20 protein-coding genes are annotated in these 19278 nt (G+C 39.6%); 8 read left to right on the top strand and 12 right to left on the bottom strand.

Annotated features, from left to right (window positions below; genetic code table 11):
- Positions 1-63: 63 nt before the first annotated feature.
- Positions 64-528, bottom strand: a complete 465-nt coding sequence (gene trmL, locus KZZ04_RS10985) for a tRNA (uridine(34)/cytosine(34)/5-carboxymethylaminomethyluridine(34)-2'-O)-methyltransferase TrmL (RefSeq protein ID WP_058404519.1) — start codon at positions 526-528, stop codon at positions 64-66.
- Positions 529-684: 156 nt separating this feature from the next.
- Here trmL and KZZ04_RS10980 point away from each other — a divergent pair, with 156 nt between their 5' ends.
- Positions 685-1551 carry a cation diffusion facilitator family transporter gene (locus tag KZZ04_RS10980; RefSeq protein ID WP_082653611.1) on the top strand — a complete coding sequence of 289 codons (867 nt, stop codon included), beginning with the start codon at positions 685-687 and terminating at the stop codon, positions 1549-1551.
- Here KZZ04_RS10980 and KZZ04_RS10975 read toward each other — a convergent pair.
- Genes KZZ04_RS10975 through KZZ04_RS10965 form a run of 3 tightly spaced genes read right to left on the bottom strand, consistent with a single transcriptional unit; the run spans position 1511 to position 4544 of the window.
- Positions 1511-2458 carry an alpha/beta fold hydrolase gene (locus KZZ04_RS10975; RefSeq protein WP_219422753.1) on the bottom strand — a complete coding sequence of 316 codons (948 nt, stop codon included), beginning with the start codon at positions 2456-2458 and terminating at the stop codon, positions 1511-1513. The two genes, KZZ04_RS10980 and KZZ04_RS10975, sit on opposite strands and share 41 nt — an antisense overlap.
- 3 nt (positions 2459-2461) lie before the next feature.
- Positions 2462-3877 carry an ATP-binding protein gene (locus tag KZZ04_RS10970; RefSeq protein WP_219422752.1) on the bottom strand — a complete coding sequence of 472 codons (1416 nt, stop codon included), beginning with the start codon at positions 3875-3877 and terminating at the stop codon, positions 2462-2464.
- Positions 3855-4544 carry a response regulator transcription factor gene (locus tag KZZ04_RS10965; protein ID WP_138530584.1) on the bottom strand — a complete coding sequence of 230 codons (690 nt, stop codon included), beginning with the start codon at positions 4542-4544 and terminating at the stop codon, positions 3855-3857. Before KZZ04_RS10965 ends, KZZ04_RS10970 begins: the two co-directional genes overlap by 23 nt.
- Before the next feature lie 184 nt (positions 4545-4728).
- Between KZZ04_RS10965 and KZZ04_RS10960 the strand changes: the two genes are divergently transcribed.
- Positions 4729-5220 carry a Spy/CpxP family protein refolding chaperone gene (locus KZZ04_RS10960; RefSeq protein ID WP_219422751.1) on the top strand — a complete coding sequence of 164 codons (492 nt, stop codon included), beginning with the start codon at positions 4729-4731 and terminating at the stop codon, positions 5218-5220.
- Between the two features lie 97 nt (positions 5221-5317).
- Here the strand turns inward: KZZ04_RS10960 and yacG are convergent, their stop codons facing one another.
- The 5 genes from yacG to KZZ04_RS10935 all read right to left on the bottom strand — a co-directional run bounded on the left by yacG (position 5318) and on the right by KZZ04_RS10935 (position 10372).
- Positions 5318-5548 (bottom strand): DNA gyrase inhibitor YacG, encoded by a 231-nt coding sequence (gene yacG / locus KZZ04_RS10955; protein WP_006794561.1) that lies wholly within the window; start codon positions 5546-5548, stop codon positions 5318-5320.
- Positions 5549-5657: 109 nt separating this feature from the next.
- The gene (gene pilB / locus KZZ04_RS10950; protein WP_219422750.1) at positions 5658-7334 is read right to left on the bottom strand and encodes a type IV-A pilus assembly ATPase PilB; all 1677 of its coding nucleotides are present in this window, start codon (positions 7332-7334) and stop codon (positions 5658-5660) included.
- A 132-nt stretch (positions 7335-7466) separates the two neighbouring features.
- On the bottom strand, positions 7467-8099 hold the full coding sequence (gene coaE, locus KZZ04_RS10945; RefSeq protein WP_219422749.1) for a dephospho-CoA kinase: 633 nt from the start codon (positions 8097-8099) through the stop codon (positions 7467-7469).
- 17 nt (positions 8100-8116) lie between these two features.
- Positions 8117-9010 carry an A24 family peptidase gene (locus KZZ04_RS10940; protein WP_219422748.1) on the bottom strand — a complete coding sequence of 298 codons (894 nt, stop codon included), beginning with the start codon at positions 9008-9010 and terminating at the stop codon, positions 8117-8119.
- Between the two features lie 135 nt (positions 9011-9145).
- Positions 9146-10372, bottom strand: a complete 1227-nt coding sequence (locus KZZ04_RS10935) for a type II secretion system F family protein (protein ID WP_219422747.1) — start codon at positions 10370-10372, stop codon at positions 9146-9148.
- A 123-nt stretch (positions 10373-10495) separates the two neighbouring features.
- Here KZZ04_RS10935 and KZZ04_RS10930 point away from each other — a divergent pair, with 123 nt between their 5' ends.
- Positions 10496-11107 (top strand): fimbrial assembly protein, encoded by a 612-nt coding sequence (locus tag KZZ04_RS10930; protein ID WP_257903614.1) that lies wholly within the window; start codon positions 10496-10498, stop codon positions 11105-11107.
- Here the strand turns inward: KZZ04_RS10930 and KZZ04_RS21365 are convergent.
- The 3 genes from KZZ04_RS21365 to nadC all read right to left on the bottom strand — a co-directional run bounded on the left by KZZ04_RS21365 (position 11088) and on the right by nadC (position 13325).
- Positions 11088-11519 carry a prepilin-type N-terminal cleavage/methylation domain-containing protein gene (locus KZZ04_RS21365; RefSeq protein WP_219422746.1) on the bottom strand — a complete coding sequence of 144 codons (432 nt, stop codon included), beginning with the start codon at positions 11517-11519 and terminating at the stop codon, positions 11088-11090. The two genes, KZZ04_RS10930 and KZZ04_RS21365, sit on opposite strands and share 20 nt — an antisense overlap.
- A gap of 6 nt (positions 11520-11525) precedes the next feature.
- Entirely contained in the window at positions 11526-11951 is a 426-nt protein-coding gene (locus tag KZZ04_RS10920) for a prepilin-type N-terminal cleavage/methylation domain-containing protein (protein WP_306430581.1), read from the bottom strand.
- A gap of 528 nt (positions 11952-12479) precedes the next feature.
- Positions 12480-13325, bottom strand: a complete 846-nt coding sequence (nadC, locus tag KZZ04_RS10915; RefSeq protein ID WP_219422745.1) for a carboxylating nicotinate-nucleotide diphosphorylase — start codon at positions 13323-13325, stop codon at positions 12480-12482.
- 217 nt (positions 13326-13542) lie between these two features.
- Between nadC and ampD the strand changes: the two genes are divergently transcribed.
- From ampD to KZZ04_RS10890, 5 genes are all read left to right on the top strand, one after another.
- The gene (gene ampD / locus KZZ04_RS10910; protein ID WP_219422744.1) at positions 13543-14097 is read left to right on the top strand and encodes a 1,6-anhydro-N-acetylmuramyl-L-alanine amidase AmpD; all 555 of its coding nucleotides are present in this window, start codon (positions 13543-13545) and stop codon (positions 14095-14097) included.
- 13 nt (positions 14098-14110) lie between these two features.
- On the top strand, positions 14111-14962 hold the full coding sequence (ampE, locus tag KZZ04_RS10905; protein WP_058404509.1) for a beta-lactamase regulator AmpE: 852 nt from the start codon (positions 14111-14113) through the stop codon (positions 14960-14962).
- A gap of 386 nt (positions 14963-15348) precedes the next feature.
- Complete coding sequence (pdhR, locus tag KZZ04_RS10900) at positions 15349-16098, top strand: pyruvate dehydrogenase complex transcriptional repressor PdhR (RefSeq protein ID WP_138530562.1); 750 nt, start codon at positions 15349-15351, stop codon at positions 16096-16098.
- Positions 16099-16188: 90 nt separating this feature from the next.
- Positions 16189-18855, top strand: coding sequence for a pyruvate dehydrogenase (acetyl-transferring), homodimeric type (aceE, locus tag KZZ04_RS10895; RefSeq protein ID WP_219422743.1), 2667 nt, complete (start codon positions 16189-16191; stop codon positions 18853-18855).
- Positions 18856-18865: 10 nt separating this feature from the next.
- On the top strand, positions 18866-19278 hold a 413-nt coding region (locus tag KZZ04_RS10890), incomplete at its 3' end, for a biotin/lipoyl-containing protein (protein ID WP_306430580.1).

Here is a 19278-nt window from a genome sequence, read left to right as displayed (position 1 = left end):
TTGTGAGTAAAACTAAAAAACCGACGTAATGTCGGTTTTTTGTTTGCTTTAATAAAGCAGGTATTACTGCGCGTTTGGAAAGCCCAGCTGTCGCCATGATTCGTAAACAAATACCGCTACCGCGTTTGATAGGTTCATGCTTCGGCTATTGGGTTGCATTGGAATACGCACGCGCTGATCGTTTGGTAGCGCTTGAATCATTTCATCGGGAAGGCCGCGTGTTTCAGGTCCAAATACTAGGCAGTCGCCTGCTTCGTAACGTGCTTCATGATGAAATTGGCTACCTTTAGTCGTACACGCATATACCTTTTTGGGTTTACATTTTTCAAGGTAGGCTTCAAATGATGCATGGCGCTGAACATGACTGAACTCATGGTAATCAAGGCCTGCACGCTTTACACGTTTATCGTCCCACTCAAACCCTAAGGGCTCAATTAAATGCAACGAAAAACCGGTATTCGCACAAAGGCGGATAATATTCCCCGTGTTAGGTGGAATTTCGGGTTGGTATAAAACAATATCCAGCATAATTAGCCTTTTTAATTAACGGTATTTGACGGAAGGAGTATACACGAAACCCTTAAAAAAAATGATATACTCACAGCATGAATACTCTTATTAGCGGATAAAAACGTGCATAACCGCAGTTACGAATTTTGGGTTAAAGCTTCTAGCATTATTACTATGGTAATGGTGAGTTTAATGATTGCAGCAAAAGCGTGGGCTTGGCTTGCTTCAGGCTCAGCTTCAATGCTTGGCTCGTTAACAGACTCATTAATGGACATTACCGCTACATTCATGAGCTTCTTAGTTTTGGGTTACGCACTGCGTCCGGCTGACGATGATCACCGGTTTGGTCACGGTAAAGCCGAGGCATTAGCAGGGCTTGGGCAAGCTGCGTTTATAGCAGGTTCGGGCTGTTTACTGGCATTCCATGGTATAGAGCGTTTATTTAATCCTATAGAGCTTACACATTCACTATTAGGTGTATGGGTAAGTGCTTTTGCTATTGCTTGTACTTTGGTGATTGTTTTTGTGCAAACCAAAGTAATTAAACATACAGAGTCTATTGCTATAAAAGCAGATTCGGTGCACTACAAAGGTGATTTGATTTTAAATGCCGCCGTTTTAATTGCGATTGCTTTATCTTATTACGGAATGATGTATGCCGATCCTATTTTTGCAATAGGGGTCGCAGGCTACCTACTCTATAACAGTTGGGATATTGCCAGAGATAGTGCCGATCATTTAATGGATAAAGAACTCCCCGACGATGAAAAGCAAAGTATTTTTGATATTGCTAAAGAGCATACCGACGTGCATGGTGTACACGGAATTCGTACTCGCCAAGGTGGTAAAATTAAGTTTATTCAAATGCATTTAGAGCTTGATGACCATTTAAGCCTGATCCGAGCTCATACTGTGGCCGATGAAGTTGAAGCGATGATAGGTGCTCGTTTTGAATCAGAGGTTGATATATTAATCCACCTCGATCCGCTGTCGGTTCTGACTAAGCCGTCACCGACTCACAAAACTGATACAAGCTGTTAAGCACTGGCTGGCGTATTTCATCACATTCAAAAAATAGTTCATGTTTAGCGTCAGCAAAGCTTTCTAGAGTAATATTTGCGTGCTTATTGGCCAGCCTATAGTGCGCTTCATTATCGACAACCACATCGTTTTTAGCGCTGGCAATATAAACTGGAATATCAATATTGAGCTCATCTATTGAGGCTAAAAAAGTAAAGGTTGAGTTTAGCCATCCATAGGTAACCCCGCCAAGTTGCAATAAAGGCTCTTCGTTATAAGTTTGTCTAAATAAGCTATAGCGTAATTCACAGCTTGTTAATACGTTTAAAGGAAATTCCTCAGGGGTATAATCGGTTTGCCCAAGTGCATAGCTAAACTGAAAACCAAGGCGTACGGCATTACTTGCAATTATTCGGGCTAAAGGCTTTGGGATCCCTTTGGTGTGTATATCAAACATGGGAGCTGATAAAAACGCACCGCTAAAACTATGCTCATAGTTTGCCAAATAATCAAATGCAATAGCACCTCCCATCGAGTGGCTCACTAATAGCTTTTTACCTTGCCAAACGGTGTCGACTATTTGAGTGTTAAATAAATTAAGATCGGCACTGTAGTCACCAAAATTATTTACATAGCCTTTATGTTTATTTTTTAAATAGCGGTAAGAGCGACCTTGTCCTTGGTGGTCAACAATGAATACAGCAAAATTATTAGTGTAAAGCTCCCATAATAACTCTTTGTATTTATCGAGCCCTTCGATTCTGCCCGAGCTAACAACTATGGCAACATGAGCTTTATCCGGCTGGGCATGCGCGTAAAATAACTGCCCATTAGGCGTATTTAAATACGCTTTAACTAATGTGTTTTGATAAAAATCATTAATGGCTGATTGGTTACCTTTAAGCTCGCGCTCACTACTATAAAACATGGTTTACTCTTTGATTATTGGCAGTGTGATATTAGCACACAAGCCGCCCTGATCTTTATTAGATAAAACTAAGGTGCCATTATGAGCTGTAATTGCATTTTTTGCGATAGCTAAGCCTAAACCGGTTCCGCCACTGACTCTATCTCTAGCATCAGATTGCCTAAAAAACGGCTCACATAGCTTATCAAGCTGGTTATTTGGTACACCAGGGCCATCATCACATATTTCAATATGTACGGTATCTGCATGCGATAACGTTATATTTATGGTGTTATTTGCATATTTAATGGCATTACGCAGTAGGTTTTCGAGCGCGCTGGCAATCAGGGCCTCATCGCAGTTAATGGTTACTTTTGTATCGCCAGATATTGTGAGCTGTTTATTACATTGCTTTGCTTCAAACTGTGCATCGTTCAATACGTGTTCAACAATAACTTGTAGCGATTGTTTTTGCAGCGAAAGAGTTTGGCTTTTCGCCTCTAAACGAGAGACTTGCAAAACGTCAGCAATCATTTTGTCGAGCTGGTTCGCTTCTTTTTCTATTCTTACTAAGTACGGCTGACTTGCTTCGTTTGCTTGCATTTGTGCTAACCCTGTTGCCATTTTTAATCGAGTAAGAGGGGATCGCAATTCATGAGATATATCGGCGAGCAAACGTTTTTGTGAGCTTATTAGCAGCTCTAATTGGTTTGCCATGCTGTTAAAGTCACGGCCAAGAACACCCAATTCGTCTTTTCGGTTTGCTGAAATAGCAGCGCGTGCGCTTAAGTCACCAGAAGATAGTTTTACAGCCGCTTTTTTTAAGCTATTTATAGGCGCTATTAAATTGCGGCTAAACAAAAAGCTTAAAATTAAAGACGCGCTAATAGCAATTGATATTTTTATCCAGCCAGGCATTAGCTTTAAGCGTATAAATAAAGGAGGCTGATTGTTTATGTCTATTTCATATAAATAAAAAGTGCCTTCGGGTAGTGTTAATTGAACAGGGCCAAATGCTTGGTATTGCTCTGTAAACACAACTTGTGGCGGCATGTTTTTTGTAAAATTAAGCAAGCTTAAATCTATATTTGCTGGAACGGTTTTATTAGTTAGCGAGTCTTCAGATTGCTCAGCGCTTAAATATAATAGCTTACGTTTAGAAAGTCGTGGATGTGAAAGAATACTATTAAGCGAACGCTTATGCTTAAATGCAGAGCGTTCTATGCTTTTAGCGGTATAGGCTAAGTTTTTTTCTATTGGCCCTTGTAATGGCTCGTTACTCACTAAGTTAAGAGCGCCTATATTACTAAAAAAAATAAGCGCGGTAACAGTGCCGATTATAGTCACCCAAAACCATGTAAATATTTTAAAAAATAAGTAATGCTGAGGGTGCTTAAGCCAATAAAAAGCGCTGGGCTTATTCGCCTTGAATGAAAACATAACCCGTGCCTCTCATTGTTTTAATTCGTTCGGTTTTGATGTGCTCTGCTATTTTTTTCCGGATATTACTAACATGCATATCAATAGAGCGGTCGAACGATGCTAAACGTCTGCCTAGTACCTCTTCACTTATTTGTTCTTTACTAACAACTTCGCTAGCATTTTTACATAAAAGCGCGAGTATTTCGTACTCTGTGCCAGTAAGCGTGAGCGTGTGCTCATTTATTAATGCTTCCCTTGCCCCAAGGTTTATCGTCACCCCATTCACAAGCAGCTTATTTGTGTTAGTAACACCTAAACTATTTATATGTTCAATGCGGCGAGTAATTGCTTTTACGCGGGCTAGTAACTCTCTGTGATTAAACGGCTTTGGTATATAGTCGTCAGCGCCAAGCTCTAATCCAAAAATACGGTCAAAGTCTTCACCTTTAGCTGTAAGCATAATGACTGGCGTAAGTTTTGTTTGCCTAAGCTGTTTTAGTACTTCAAAGCCATCTAAAGTAGGTAGCATTACGTCAAGCAATATTAATGCATACTCGTTGTTTTGTGCCAGCTTTAGGCCTTGTGCGCCATCGTGTACGCTCTGTACTTCAAACCCTTGGGTAGAAAGGTATTCGCTTAGTAATTCACAAAGACCCGTATCATCGTCAATCATTAATAGCTTCATTTACAAACCCTTAGGTAATATGTCATTTCTTTATTTTACGCCCTTAATTGGTCAAAAGTGAATCTTTACACAACCTTTACACTGCTTTGCGTTACTTTGCGTTGAGTTAGTTATAGTTAACTCACAGGCTAAGCAGTCACAACGACAGCTAACCACAACCAACCCAACAGTTAAGGTGATGATTATGACTAAAGTAAATACACTTTCAAAATTAGTACTTATTTGTGGCCTAGCAACAGCCACTCTTGGCGCAGGCAGCGTATTAGCTAAAGGCGGCATGCATGATAAGCAAGGCCACTCTCAAGCGCGTTTTTTACTCTCTGAGCGCGGCGCCAACAAGCTTGATTTAACCGACGAGCAGCAAACTAAGCTTAAAGCTATTTTTGAAGCACAAAAAACGCAAATGAAAGCCTTAAGAGGCGGCGATAAAGAAGCACGTAAAGAAATGCGTGAAACGCATAAAGCCAAAATGGATGCATTACTTAGCGCTGCAACATTTGATGAAAATGCAGCTAAAGAGCTATTGAATGCAAGCCAAAGTAAAGGCGAAGAGTTTGGTTTAATTAAGCTAAAAACGCAGCACCAAGTAATGCAGGTACTTAACGCTGAGCAGCAAGAGAAGTTTGCTAAAATGCAAAAGCGTATGGGCAAAAAGCACCGTAAGCAAAGAGGTTAATTTGCCAAAATATAGGTTGTCACAACCTTATATTTTAGCTTAAGCACTAAAAAGCCAGCAATTAGCTGGCTTTTGTTTTTATAGATACTTTATGACATTACTTAAAAAAGTCATCTTCGTTTTTGGCCATCATGGCTTCTATGTCTTCAATCATGTCTTGGTTTATTTGATCTGCTGATGTAATGGGCGCTGAAATTTTATTATTTTCAAACGACCATTCACCTAGGTCAATGAGTTGGCAACGCTTAGAACAAAATGGGCGATGAGGGCTTTGCTCAGACCACTCTACATTTGTTTTACAGGTTGGACAGTTTACAACAGTAGGCATGTTTTACTCTCTACATTTTTCTTAGCCTAAGGACTGGTTAAACTTATTTATTTCCAGAGCTTAGGTTAGTCATTAGCGCTCGCTATAAAATAAAAAGCGCTAAATAGCTTTACATATTGGTTACGCGGTTTATTTCTGCAAGTGACGTTAAACCATCAGCGGCTTTACGTAAACCCGATAGGCGTAAATTATTAAAACCGGCTTTTAATGATACCTCAGCGATTTCTAATGAGTTACCGCCGCGCATAATTATTTGTGCAATTTCTGGTGTAATTTGCATTACTTCGTAAATACCGACACGGCCTTTGTAGCCATCGGTACAGCTATCACAACCTTTAGGTGCATATAGAGTCATATCGTCAATTTGCGCTGTGCTAAACCCTTGGCGAGATAGCTCTTCGCTTGGCAATTGCTCTGGCATTTTACATTTTGGGCATAAACGACGTGCTAACCGCTGTGCAATAATCAAACTAATAGAGCTGGCTACGTTATAGGCGGGAACGCCCATATTTAATAGTCGAGTAATGGTTTCTGGCGCTGAATTGGTATGCAATGTAGATAAAACCAAGTGACCCGTTTGCGCCGCTTTTATTGAAATTTCTGCGGTTTCAAGGTCACGTATTTCACCCACCATTACCACGTCGGGATCTTGGCGTAAAAACGCACGTAGCGCATTAGCAAAGGTCATGTCGGCTTTAGGGTTAATTTGTACTTGGTTTATTCCCTCCAGGTTTATTTCAACCGGATCCTCAGCGGTACTAATGTTTCGCTCAGGTTGGTTTAGTATGTTTAAACCCGTATAAAGAGAGACCGTTTTACCTGAACCGGTTGGGCCTGTAACCAGTATCATACCTTGTGGTTGACCAAGTGCATCCATGTATAGCTTTTTCTGTTCTTCTTCGTAACCAAGTACATCAATGCCTAGCATAGCGCTTGATGAATCAAGAATACGCATTACTATTTTTTCGCCCCACAGCGTTGGCATAGTACTGACACGAAAATCGATACTTTTTCGCTCAGTAATTTTTAATTTAATTCGGCCATCTTGTGGTTTGCGCTTTTCGGCAATATCAAGTCGCGACATTACTTTGATACGAGCAGAAAGCTTAGTTGCTAATGTATTAGGTGGGCTTGCCACTTCGTGTAAAATGCCATCAATACGAAAACGAATGCGGTACTTGTGCTCGTAAGGTTCAAAATGTAGATCTGATGCGCCTTTTTTTATCGCGTCCATTAAAATTTTATTAATGTAAACAATAATAGGCGCATCGTCTTTATCATCATCTTGCGGTGTAGATTCTTTTTGGCTTTCTGTGTCTAGGTCGGCAAATTCTTTAAACTCATCCTCGCTTAAATTTAAGCTGCCGGTTGCGTCTAGCAATTGCTCAATTTTATTATCGAGCTGAATATAATCAACAACGACGATTTCGCATGAAAAGCCGGTACTAAATTCAAAGTTTTCGAATGCGCCGTAATCGGTTGGATCAGAGGCTGCCACATAAACCTTTCGGCCTTTTTGGACCAGCGGTAAAATATGGTGCTTGCGGATCAATTTTTCTTTTACAAGGTCGGCAGGAATAGACGCAGGATCAAAGTCTTTTAAATCAAAATAGGGAACACGGAACAAATCAATACATTGCTCTGCTAACTCTTTACTGTCTATTTTTCCGCATTTAGAAATCAGTTCAGCTGTTGAGGCAAACTCTTGCTGCTTTGCTTTTACCGTATCGGCATCAATACGCCCAAGCGTAAGAAACTTTCTTAATAACGGTGAGTTAATATTCATTGCGCACCTTTTTAATCCTTCAGAGAGAGTAATTTATCAGAAAAAAGAAGGGGATTACATTACTCTTCACAATCTAGGCTAAATTTATTAATTAATATAGGAGATTAGTTTGTTTTGACTCGGTTTTACAATTTAAGTTACTAGCATTTGTGCCATGTGTAGATAACTTTTATGAAGTTCTAATAAGTCGTGGTTAACGTCGGTAAGTGAGCGGTCGTTATTTAAAATATCATCTGCTTTTTTTTGTTTGTCTTCACGTGGCATTTGCGCTGCAATAATCGCTTTTACTTGCTCAACACTTACATTATCACGCGAAGCTGTACGCTTTATTTGCACACTTTGAGGTATATCAATCAGTAGCGTTCGATTACACAATTTATCAAGGCCGTTTTCAAACAAAAGTGGTGCCACAAGAACAACGTATGCACTTTTAGCGGTAGTAATATCGTTATATATTTTGTTTCTAATAAGTGGATGTAATAGGGTATTTAGCCATTCTTTGTCTGCATTGTTAGTAAAAATACGTTCACGCAGAGCGCTTCTGTTGAGTGTGCCATCGCTCAATAAAATACCTTGACCAAATTTGCTCACAATGGCATTTAAACCATCGCTTTTAGGTTTTACAACTTGGCGCGCAATAATGTCGGCATCAACTATTGTTATACCCAGTTGCTCAAACATATTACTTACCGCTGTTTTGCCACAGCCTATACCGCCTGTTAAACCAAGAACCCAAGGTGATGTTTTATTTATGGTGTCACTCATTTTAGGCTGCACTCAAGTTAGTAACCAATTAAGTTAAAATACGCGCTTTGCAATTGGTTACCCCACAGTAACGTGATCCAACCAGCAATTGCTAGGTAAGGACCAAATGGGATGGGGGTTGCTTTATCTTTACCCTGAATACTTAACAAGGCGATGCCAATAATGGCGCCAACAACACTTGAAAGCAGTATTATGGTGAGTAACGATTGCCAGCCGAGTAGCGCACCAAATAAAGCTAAAAGTTTAAAGTCGCCATAGCCCATGCCTTCCTTACCTGTTAACAGTTTAAATAACCAAAAAACACTCCACAAGCTTAAATAACCAAAGGCGGCCCCTATAATGGCATCACTTGGCGTAATTGTAATTCCGGCAACGGCGGCAATAAGTGCCAGCCAAACAAGCGGCAAAGTTAGCTGATCGGGCAGTAACATGTGGTCTATATCAATAAAGGTCAGTGCCACAAGTGCCCACGTGATCACTATGTATAATAATGCTTGTTCTGTTGCGCCAAAGGTATAAGCAACCACTAAGCTTAATAGAGCCGTAACAGCCTCAACTGCAGGGTAACGAATAGAGATAGGGTGACTACAACTTGCGCATTTACCCTTAAGTATTAACCAGCTAATAATAGGTATATTTTGCCAAGGCTTAATGGCCGTTTTGCATTTAGGGCAGGTAGAATTTGGTTTTACAAGATTAAAAGGCTCGCTGATATTTTTGGGTTTTGCTTGATTGGTATTTAGCTCGTCATCTAATAATAGCCTACACTCGCTTTGCCATTCATGTTGCATCATAAGTGGTAAACGGTAAATAACAACGTTTAAAAAACTGCCTACACATAAACTAACTAAGCCAACAGTGGTTAAATAAAACCAGAGTTGGCTTTGCATTACTTCAATAATACTTTGCATTATATACCTGAAAACTGCTTTAAAAAATTAAGTGTAATAATTATCAAAAAAAAGTGATAGAGAATCAATGAGAAGACGTTAGCCGCCAACCTTATAAAAACAAGGCTCTCTTTAATTCCTGTAAATTTTTATTAATTAAATTACAGAGCCTAACTGGAAAATTGGTAAGTACATAGCAATAATCAATCCACCTACAAGTACACCAAGTACCGCCATAATAAGTGGCTCTAACAAGCTTGAAAGGCCATCAACCGCATCGTCAACCTCTTGCTCGTAAATAGTCGCTACTTTTGCCAGCATGCCATCTAATGATCCAGATTCTTCACCAATGGCGACCATTTGTATTACCATATCAGGAAATATTTTAGAGTTACGCATAGCCCAGTTCATTTGGTTACCTGAGCTTACCTCGGCTTTTATATCTAAAATAGCATAACGGTACACTGCGTTACCCGAGGCACCTGCAGCAGAGTCAAGCGCATCAACAAGTGGTACACCTGCCGCAAAAGTGGTTGAAAGTGTACGCGCATAACGGGCAACAGCGGCTTTGTTTAAAATCATACCAACGACTGGCATTTTTAATATTAGCCTATCCGTTGCATCTCTTAATTTTTGACTCTTCAGTAACGCTTCTTTATATCCGTAACCAAATGCAGCCATAATTAGCACGATTATCCACCAGTATTCCTGCATGAACTCAGATATTGCAATAACAAACAATGTAAAAGCAGGGAGTTCTGCGCCAAAACCATTAAATATGTCCTGAAATTGAGGAACTACGAATATCAATAAAATCGAAGTTACAATAAGCGCAACAACTAAAACTGCTATTGGGTAAAACATCGCTTTTTTTATTTTCGACTTTAACGCTTCAGACTTTTCTTTATAAAGTGCTACACGGTCAAATATTTTATCAAGCGCACCTGATTGCTCGCCCGACGCCACTAAATCACAATATAAGTCGTCAAAATAACGAGGGTGTTTTCTGAGTGCTTGGGATAAAGGCTGACCTGCTTTTACTTCATCACCAATAGTCTCCATTAGCTTGCCAACGCTTTTGTTGGTTGCGCCAGAGCCAATCATTTCCACAGCTTGTATAAGCGGGACGCCCGCCATTAACATTGTGGCAATTTGCCTTGTAACCATTGCAATGTCTTTTGGTGTTATCTTTTGTAGTCTTGTCCCGAACAACGGTTTTGGCTTACGTTTTACTTTTGACGGGGTTATACCTTGCTTGCGAAGTTGGGCTTTAACTAAGGCAATACTATTTCCGTTTAGCTCACCTTCTAGGCGCTTACCTCTGGCACTAACTCCTACCCAAACAAAAGTATCCTGTCCTTTTTTTTCTTGTTGTTTAGCCATCATAATCCTGTATCGAAGTATAAGGTATAAGATTTAACCTAATACTATATAATAGCTATAAACTAGAACTTAAACAATTGATGTATTTACTTTTAGTACTAAATAAATTAGGAGGAGTTTGCAGTGATTTCTAAAATTATTAATAAGAAAATAAAGTGGTCATTTGTTCATTTTATTATTGGTTTTATTTTATTAAACGCTATTGGTTTTCTTATTTTTACTACTTGGTTTGATAATGGCAGGTATTTGTTAACTGATTTATTAGGGGTAGCTGTGATTATTTTTTTATTAGACTTGGTTTTGGGTCCATTGCTGAGTTTATGGTTGCTCTCGCCTTTAAAGTCCTACAAAGAAAATATGATTAATATTAGCGTTATTATTTTACTGCAAATTTTTTCGTTGGGTTATGGATTAATTCAGATTGATAGTCAAAGATTAGCTTATTTTATAAAGTGGCAAGGTTCGTATTTTGCTATTACTAACGGGGACTCTAGAAAAGAAGCTAGTAACGAGCAATTTTATATATTTAATGAACCTGATGTTGGCAGCAAAGGAAGATTTGTATATGAAAAATTAATACAAGAAGGTATTTCGCCTGTTGAAATGCATGAGTTTTTTATGCTTTCCAGCTTTGAGGCGGAGTGTGAAACAATGTGTGGTGTAATAACCAAAAAAGGGATTGTTAATGTAATTAAACTGGAAGGAGAACTTCGATTTAACAAGTCCCTTCACTAATGCAAGTGCTTGAGGTTGATAATTGCCACTTTATGTAGTTTGTGTTGACAATAGCATTCATTATATAGGTATCTCCACTTGAAGATATTGAGGCTTCACCACTCCCCGTGGCCCTTATTTGAAGTACGCCTGATAAATTAGTAATTTCAATATTGCTCACGTAGGTAGGTGCTGTAAAATTAGACTTTTTTGAGCCTGCTTTTTCAAATGTATCACATTCGTTAATGTTATGTTTAATGTTAAAGCATATTTCAATTTGACGTTGAAGTGCATTAGAGGCTAAAACTACTTCGGTGAATTTAGAACGTTTGAAATGATTATTGTAACCAGGAAGAGCTAATGAAACGAGTATCCCAATTATAGCGATAACTATCATTAGCTCTATTAATGAAAAGCCATTAAGCTTTTTCATTCTATATTAACAAACACCTTCGGCTATGCAAGTACCAGTTTGTGCCCATGTTAAGCTTCCAGCAACAGCGCTTGGAGTTAATATATAAGTTGCACTATCAACAGTTGTGGCTCCTGTTGCAGTAATTGCAGCAGTTGTTTCTGCAATAGTAACAGTAGAAACGTGTGTTCCAGCTTGTGCGCCAGCTGCGTCTAATCCGATTTCATCAGCTGTATCACAAGCGGCTAAAACACCAGCCCCACGAGTTTGATAACAAACATCAACTAGGCCTTTAACAGAAGATGCAGCAAGCACTACCTCTGAGAAGCGTGCCTTTTTAGTGTAGTTCTGGTACTGCGGTAAAGCGATAGCAGCAAGAATACCGATGATTGCGATAACAATCATTAATTCAATTAGGGTGAAACCCTGTTGTTTTTGAGTCATTGTTTTCATGTTTCCTCTCCTAAAGGATAGATTGTGTAAATTAAATCACTTAATTGGCATTATGCCGAACTTAATTTAACTGATTTACTTTACAGTTTTGCTTAAAATAAACTTTTTGCGCTATCTCTCGGTTTGAATGAGATTATCTGCGCTCTGTATGCACTTTAGCTTTAGGGTATGAAACACAAAAGCTAGGTGTGAATTCATTATATTTTATATGTAACTTGCTATTTATAAATTGGATGCAAATAAAGTCTACCAGCAGCCAATAAAAGTGTAGGAATAAATAACAAAAGTTGCTTATTAACTTTAATTTAAACGTTAATAACTCATTATTTATTACGAGCTTTTATAATAAAACAATACAAGTGTATCATTTTATTTTAGTTAATAGCACGTTACTTTTCCTAAAACAGCTAATTAATTTAACAAGTTGTTACAACTAGTTATTTTTAACTATTAAATTACTTTTGTTTTAACTTGTCAACGCTTTAGCATTTATTAAATGTAGAACTAAATTATTACTTTGGCTATACATCATTCAAAACGCATCGATAAATCGATTGATTGTAAGTTTTTTGTTAATGCACCGCTGGATATAAAGTCTACGCCCGCTTGAGAATAGGTTTTGAGTGTTGCTAACGTCATATTGCCAGACACTTCTAATTTAGCGCGTTTGTTAGTTAAAATAACTGCTTGCTTAATTTGCTCAACGCTAAAGTTATCAAGCATGATAATATCGGCGCCTGCGTCTATGGCTTGCTTTAACTCTTGAAGCGACTCAACCTCAACTTCAACCGGTTTACTTGGGTGGTTTAGCTTTGCCTGAGCAACGGCTTTGTCTATACCGCCGCAGGCTGCTATGTGATTTTCTTTAATTAAAAACGCATCAAACAATCCTATGCGGTGGTTTGTGCCACCGCCGCATTTTACTGCATATTTTTGTAAGGCTCTGAGCCCCGGAATAGTTTTACGGGTATCGAGTAATTGGGTCGTTGTGCCGCTGAGTTCTTTTACATAATGCGCGGTGGTGGTTGCTGTGCCAGATAAAGTTTGTACAAAGTTAAGAGCGGTTCGCTCTGCCGTTAAAATTGCGCGGGCTGAACCTTTTGCTGTAAACAGGGGGCTGTTGGCCGTTACAAAGTCGCCATCGCTAACAAGTACTGATACTTGTACTGTTGGGTCCACTTGCTTAAATACTTCAATTATGATGTCTTTTCCACAAAATATGCAATCTTCACGAGTTATAACTTTAGCACTAGCTTGCTCGTTTTGTGGGATAAGCTGAGCGGTTATGTCACCATCGGCTGCGGTTTGGTAGTTTAAGTCTTCGTCGAGCGCAAGGGTAACAAGTTGACTAAGTAAAGTGTGCGAAATAGACATGGCTAAAAGCTCATAAGCATTAATAAATTAAAGAAAATTTTACTATGTTTAAATAATGAATAGAAGCGCTTTTAATTATTAGCGTATAGCTTAGGGCTTTCATAGCAAAATGTAAGAAGCTTTTAATTGCCTACCTTATCAAGATGGGGCTTGGTCACTATCATTATTTTTACAAATCCTTTAGCATCAAGGTTATGAATAGTTTGGTAATAATGTAATGGCAATAGATTTAAATGGGGTTTTAAAAGCTGCAACTCAGCGAGCATGTACGCACTATGATGAGCGCCCTGAACACACAGATATTACCTTGCTGGTCATTCATAATATTTCATTACCAGCAGGGCAGTTTGGCACCCCCTTTGTGGATGATTTATTTATGGGGTGTATTGACTGCAATGCTCATCAAAGCTTTGGTGATTTAAAAGGGCTGCGCGTCTCAGCACATTGCTTTATTAAACGCACCGGTGAGGTGGTCCAATACGTGCCATTTAATAAGCGTGCTTGGCATGCGGGCACATCTGAATTTGCAGGGCAAACTGCATGCAACAATTATAGTATTGGTATTGAGCTTGAAGGCACCGATACAACGGCTTATACCAGCGCTCAGTACGCCTCGTTATGTCATTTAAGTAAATCTATAATGCAGCGCTATCCAAAAATTACCCCTTCGCGTATTGTGGGGCACTGCGATATTGCACCAGGTCGTAAAACAGACCCCGGCGTTAGCTTTAACTGGCCATTATTTTTAAATATGCTTGAGCAACCAAGTTGAGAGAGTCACTGTCATGATTTTAGTATCTATTATTTTAGCGTTAATTTTAGAGCGTTTAGGGGCACGGTCTAACTATTGGCAAATAAGTTATTACGCCAATGGCTATTTAAAGCGCTCCAACCGCTTACTTGCCCGTAACGGTTTATTTAGTTCGGCAATTGGCTTTTTAATTTGGCTGTTTTTACCTGTAGTAGCCATGGCATGCATTTATAGCTTGTCAAATTTTGTGTTGTGGGAGCTGGCTATTAATATTGCTGTTTTACTTGTTTGTTTTGGTTGTGCAAAGCAGCGCGCTTTATATAAAGCCTATTTAAACGCACTCACACGAGATGATGGTACTGCAGCCTCTTTATATGCATTGCAAATGGGGCAAAAACGTACTGAAGATCAACAAGGCGGTGAAACCTTTGGGCAAACACTTGCTTGGGTAAACTTTAGATTTTACTGTGCGGTTATTTTTTGGTTTGTGGTTTTGGGGGCACCAGGCGCTGTTTTATATGCTCTTGTGCGTACCTTTGCTGATTTAGTACGAGACAACCACAAAGTGATATTTGCTAAACATTTTAAGCTAATACATAAACTACTATTTTGGTTGGATTGGTTACCCGCACGTATAGCGAGTTTTGGTTATTTAGTGATTGGTAACTTTAATAAAGGCACTAGCTGTTGGTTACATTATGCGCTTGATTTTTCAAGCCCTAACCGAAAGGTCGTCACCTATACTGCGCTTGCAGCAGAGCAAGTAGAAAAGCGTTATTATGGTTGCACTTACGAGGCAACGTGTATGATTAAATTAGTTAAGCGTAACGTGCTATTTTATTTAGTTTTAATTGCATTACTGACCCTGTTTGGTGGCTTGTCTTAACACCTTATTTATTTTTACAGCCTATTTAAAAGCAAAGCACTTATTTCCCCCAAAGTGCTTTGCCTTTTGGTTATCTTTTCTATTTAAACATTGCGATTAGCCCCTCCTTTAAAATAGAGCTAAAACTCTAAACTTATCTGGTCAGACCATTTGAATGGCCACCTTATCAGTTACTCAAAATTAAGCTATATTGTGTATTGTTTGATCTTCGTTCAAAATGCGTTACGCTAATATCCCCGTGCAAGTAACCTGTAAATTGACAGCTATATGGGTTTTTGATAACGTATTGCAAATTCTTGGTATGACCAATTTACCTTTTGGGTGAATCTTATAACTTTAAGCCCCAATTTTAGGGCTTGGTATTTATACAACGCGGACGTTGATTCATGTCTTTAAAGATTAAAGCAGCAAAATTATCTGATGTTATTTTACAGCAACTCGAAAATATGATTCTTGAGGGCTCGTTAGCACCAGGAGAAAAGCTGCCTCCAGAGCGTGAACTAGCAAAACAGTTTGAAGTGTCTCGTCCTTCGCTGCGCGAGGCCATCCAAAAGTTAGAGGCAAAAGGGCTCGTTACGCGTCGTCAAGGCGGTGGCACGTTTGTAAAAAATCAGCTTGAAGAAGGGCTAACTGATCCATTGTTTGAGCTGATAAGTAAACACCCTGAATCACAATTTGATTTACTCGAATTTCGTCATGCATTAGAAGGTATTGCTGCTTACTATGCAGCACTACGAGGAACGAGTAATGATTTTACTAAAGTAAAACAAAGCTTTGATCAAATTGCGCTATCGCAAGATGACTTACAGCAAAAAGCAAAAGCAATTAATGCCTTTCATTTTAGTGTGGCTGAAGCCTCACATAATGTTGTGTTATTGCACTTGGTTAGAGGTATGCAAGCGCTGCTTGAACAAAATGTATTGCAAAATTTAACGGTTTTATTAGAAAAGCCAGATATTAGCAGTCAGTTAGCTCAGCACAGGCGTTTGTTAATGGATGCGGTTATTGACGGCAATCCAGAGCAAGCTCGTTTAGCAAGTAATGCGCATTTAGCGTTTATTGAAGAAGCATTGCTTGAAGCGGGCAAAGAATATTCGCGAATTGAACGTAGTTTAAGACGCACCAAACAAAATTAAGCTAATACTCTATTACTTGAACACACTAAGTTAAGTATCAGTTGTATTAAATTAACAACATTCGTATTTTAAACATAAGGAAACCTCCATATGTCTGAAGTCAATAAAATTGACGTAGACGCGCTAGAAACACAAGAGTGGTTACAAGCTCTTGAATCAGTTGTGCGCGAAGAAGGTGTTGAACGAGCTCAGTACTTACTTGAGCAAGTATTAGAGCAAGCCCGCTTAGATGGCGTTGATATGCCAACGGGTATTACCACGAACTACGTTAATACTATTCCTGTAGATCAAGAGCCTGCTTACCCAGGTGATGTGAATCTTGAACGTCGTATTCGTTCAATTATTCGTTGGAACGCGATTATGATCGTTCTGCGTGCATCTAAAAAAGATCTCGACTTAGGCGGCCATATGGCGTCTTACCAATCGTCAGCTGCTTTTTACGAAGTGTGTTTTAACCACTTCTTCAAAGCACCAAACGACGTAGACGGTGGCGACTTAGTTTATTACCAAGGCCATATTTCTCCGGGTATTTATGCACGTGCATTTGTTGAAGGGCGTTTAAGCGCTGCTCAACTAGATAACTTCCGCCAAGAAGTTGATGGTAAAGGTTTACCGTCGTATCCACACCCTAAATTAATGCCTGAATTTTGGCAGTTCCCTACAGTATCAATGGGTTTAGGCCCAATTGCATCTATTTACCAAGCGCGTTTCTTAAAATACCTAGACGGCCGTGGCTTAAAAGACACTAAAAACCAACGTGTATATGCGTTTTTAGGTGACGGTGAAATGGATGAGCCAGAATCACGTGGTGCAATCTCGTTCGCTGCTCGTGAAAAGCTAGACAACCTATGTTACTTAATTAACTGTAACTTACAGCGTTTAGATGGCCCAGTAATGGGTAATGGTAAAATTATTCAAGAACTAGAAGGCCTATTTAAAGGTGCTGGTTGGAACGTAATTAAAGTTGTATGGGGAAGCGGCTGGGATATTCTGCTTGCTAAAGATACAACAGGTAAATTACTGCAGTTAATGAACGAAACTATTGACGGCGATTACCAAACATACAAAGCAAAAGATGGCGCGTACGTTCGTGAGCATTTCTTTGGTCGCTACCCAGAAACAGCAGCCCTTGTTGCAGATATGACCGATGACGAAATTTTTGCACTTAAGCGTGGTGGTCATGAGCCATCAAAACTTTACGCAGCATTCAAAAAGGCCGAGCAAACTAACGACCGTCCTACTGTGATCCTAGCTAAAACGGTAAAAGGTTACGGCATGGGTGAAGCAGCTGAAGGTAAAAACATTGCGCACCAAGTGAAAAAAATGGACATGAGCCATGTTGAACACTTACGTGACCGTTTAGGCCTACAAGATTTAGTCTCTGAAGAAGCAATTAAAGACTTACCTTACTTAGAGCTTGATGAAAGCTCTGAAGAGTACAAGTACTTGCATGCTCGTCGTAAAGACTTAAAAGGTTATACACCAACGCGTATTGCTGAGTTTTCTGAGAAGTTACAGTTGCCAGAAGTCGAAGCGTTTAAGCCATTACTTGAAGAGCAAAAACGTGATATTTCAACCACAATGGGCTTTGTTCGTGCACTTAATATTTTATTAAAAGATAAAGGCATTGGTAAAAATATTGTGCCAATTATTGCCGATGAAGCGCGTACCTTTGGTATGGAAGGTTTATTCCGCCAGATTGGTATTTACAACCCGCATGGTCAAAACTACACCCCTCAAGACCGTGATATTGTTTCTTACTACAAAGAAGCAACATCAGGGCAGGTACTTCAAGAAGGTATTAACGAGCTAGGTGCAATGTCGTCATGGGTGGCTGCTGCAACATCATACAGCACGAACGATTTACCAATGATCCCGTTCTACATTTACTACTCTATGTTCGGTTTCCAACGTGTTGGCGACATGGCATGGATGGCGGGTGACCAACAAGCACGTGGTTTCTTATTAGGTGCTACTGCCGGTCGTACTACGCTAAATGGTGAAGGCCTGCAGCATGAAGATGGCCACAGCCATATTCTTGCAAATACGGTTCCTAACTGTATTTCTTACGACCCAACGTACGCATTTGAAGTAGCGGTTATTGTTCAAGACGGTATTCGTCGTATGTACGGTGAAAACCAAGAAAACATTTACTACTACCTAACGCTTATGAACGAAAACTACCATCAGCCAGCAATGCCAGAAGGTGCTGAAGAAGGTATTCGTAAAGGTATTTACAAGCTTGAAAGCTACGAAGGTAAAAAAGCCAACGTACAGCTATTAAGCTCAGGTACTATCATGACGGAAGTACGCAAAGCTGCGGCAATTTTAAGTGAAGATTACGGCATTGCATCAGACGTTTATTCTGTAACGTCATTTAATGAGCTTACCCGTGATGGCCAAGATGTTGAGCGTTTCAACATGCTTAACCCAGAAAGCGAGCAAAAAACAGCTTATATTACGAGCGTATTAAACGACTCAGTAACTGTTGCCGCTACCGATTACATGAAAAACTACGCAGAGCAAGCCCGTTCATTTATCCCAAGCAGTAACTATAAAGTGTTGGGTACAGATGGTTACGGTCGTTCTGATAGTCGTGAAAACTTACGTCGTCACTTTGAAGTTAACGCAAGCTACGTTGTTGTTGCAACGTTATCTGAACTTGCTAAACGCGGTGAAGTTGAAAAGTCTGTAGTTGTTGACGCGCTTAAGAAGTTCGACATCGACACCAATAAACTAAACCCACTGTACGCATAAGAGGTTTGCAATGAGTATTGAAATTAATGTTCCAGATATCGGTGGCGATGACGTAGAAGTAACCGAAATCTTAGTAAGCGTTGGTGACAAAGTAGATGTTGACCAATCTTTACTGACTGTTGAAGGCGATAAAGCTTCAATGGAAGTACCTGCTGCGCAAGCGGGTACTGTAAAAGAAATTAAAGTAAATGTTGGCGACACGGTAACAACGGGCTCTTTAGTGTTTATATTTGAAGGCGAAAGCGCTGGTGCTGATGCAGCACCAGAAGCACCTGCTGAATCAACAGTACCAGCTCAAGCTTCAGGTTCTTCAACTAAAGAAGTAACCGTACCAGACATTGGTGATGACGAAGTTGAAGTAACCGAAATCATGGTTGCTGTTGGCGACACTGTTGAAGAAGAGCAATCTATCTTAAACGTTGA

This window comes from Pseudoalteromonas sp. CR1, from assembly GCF_019392235.1.
GTDB lineage: Bacteria > Pseudomonadota > Gammaproteobacteria > Enterobacterales > Alteromonadaceae > Pseudoalteromonas.
The sequence above is the reverse complement of the archived record's forward strand: the minus strand, read 5'-3'. Positions and strand labels throughout refer to the sequence as shown.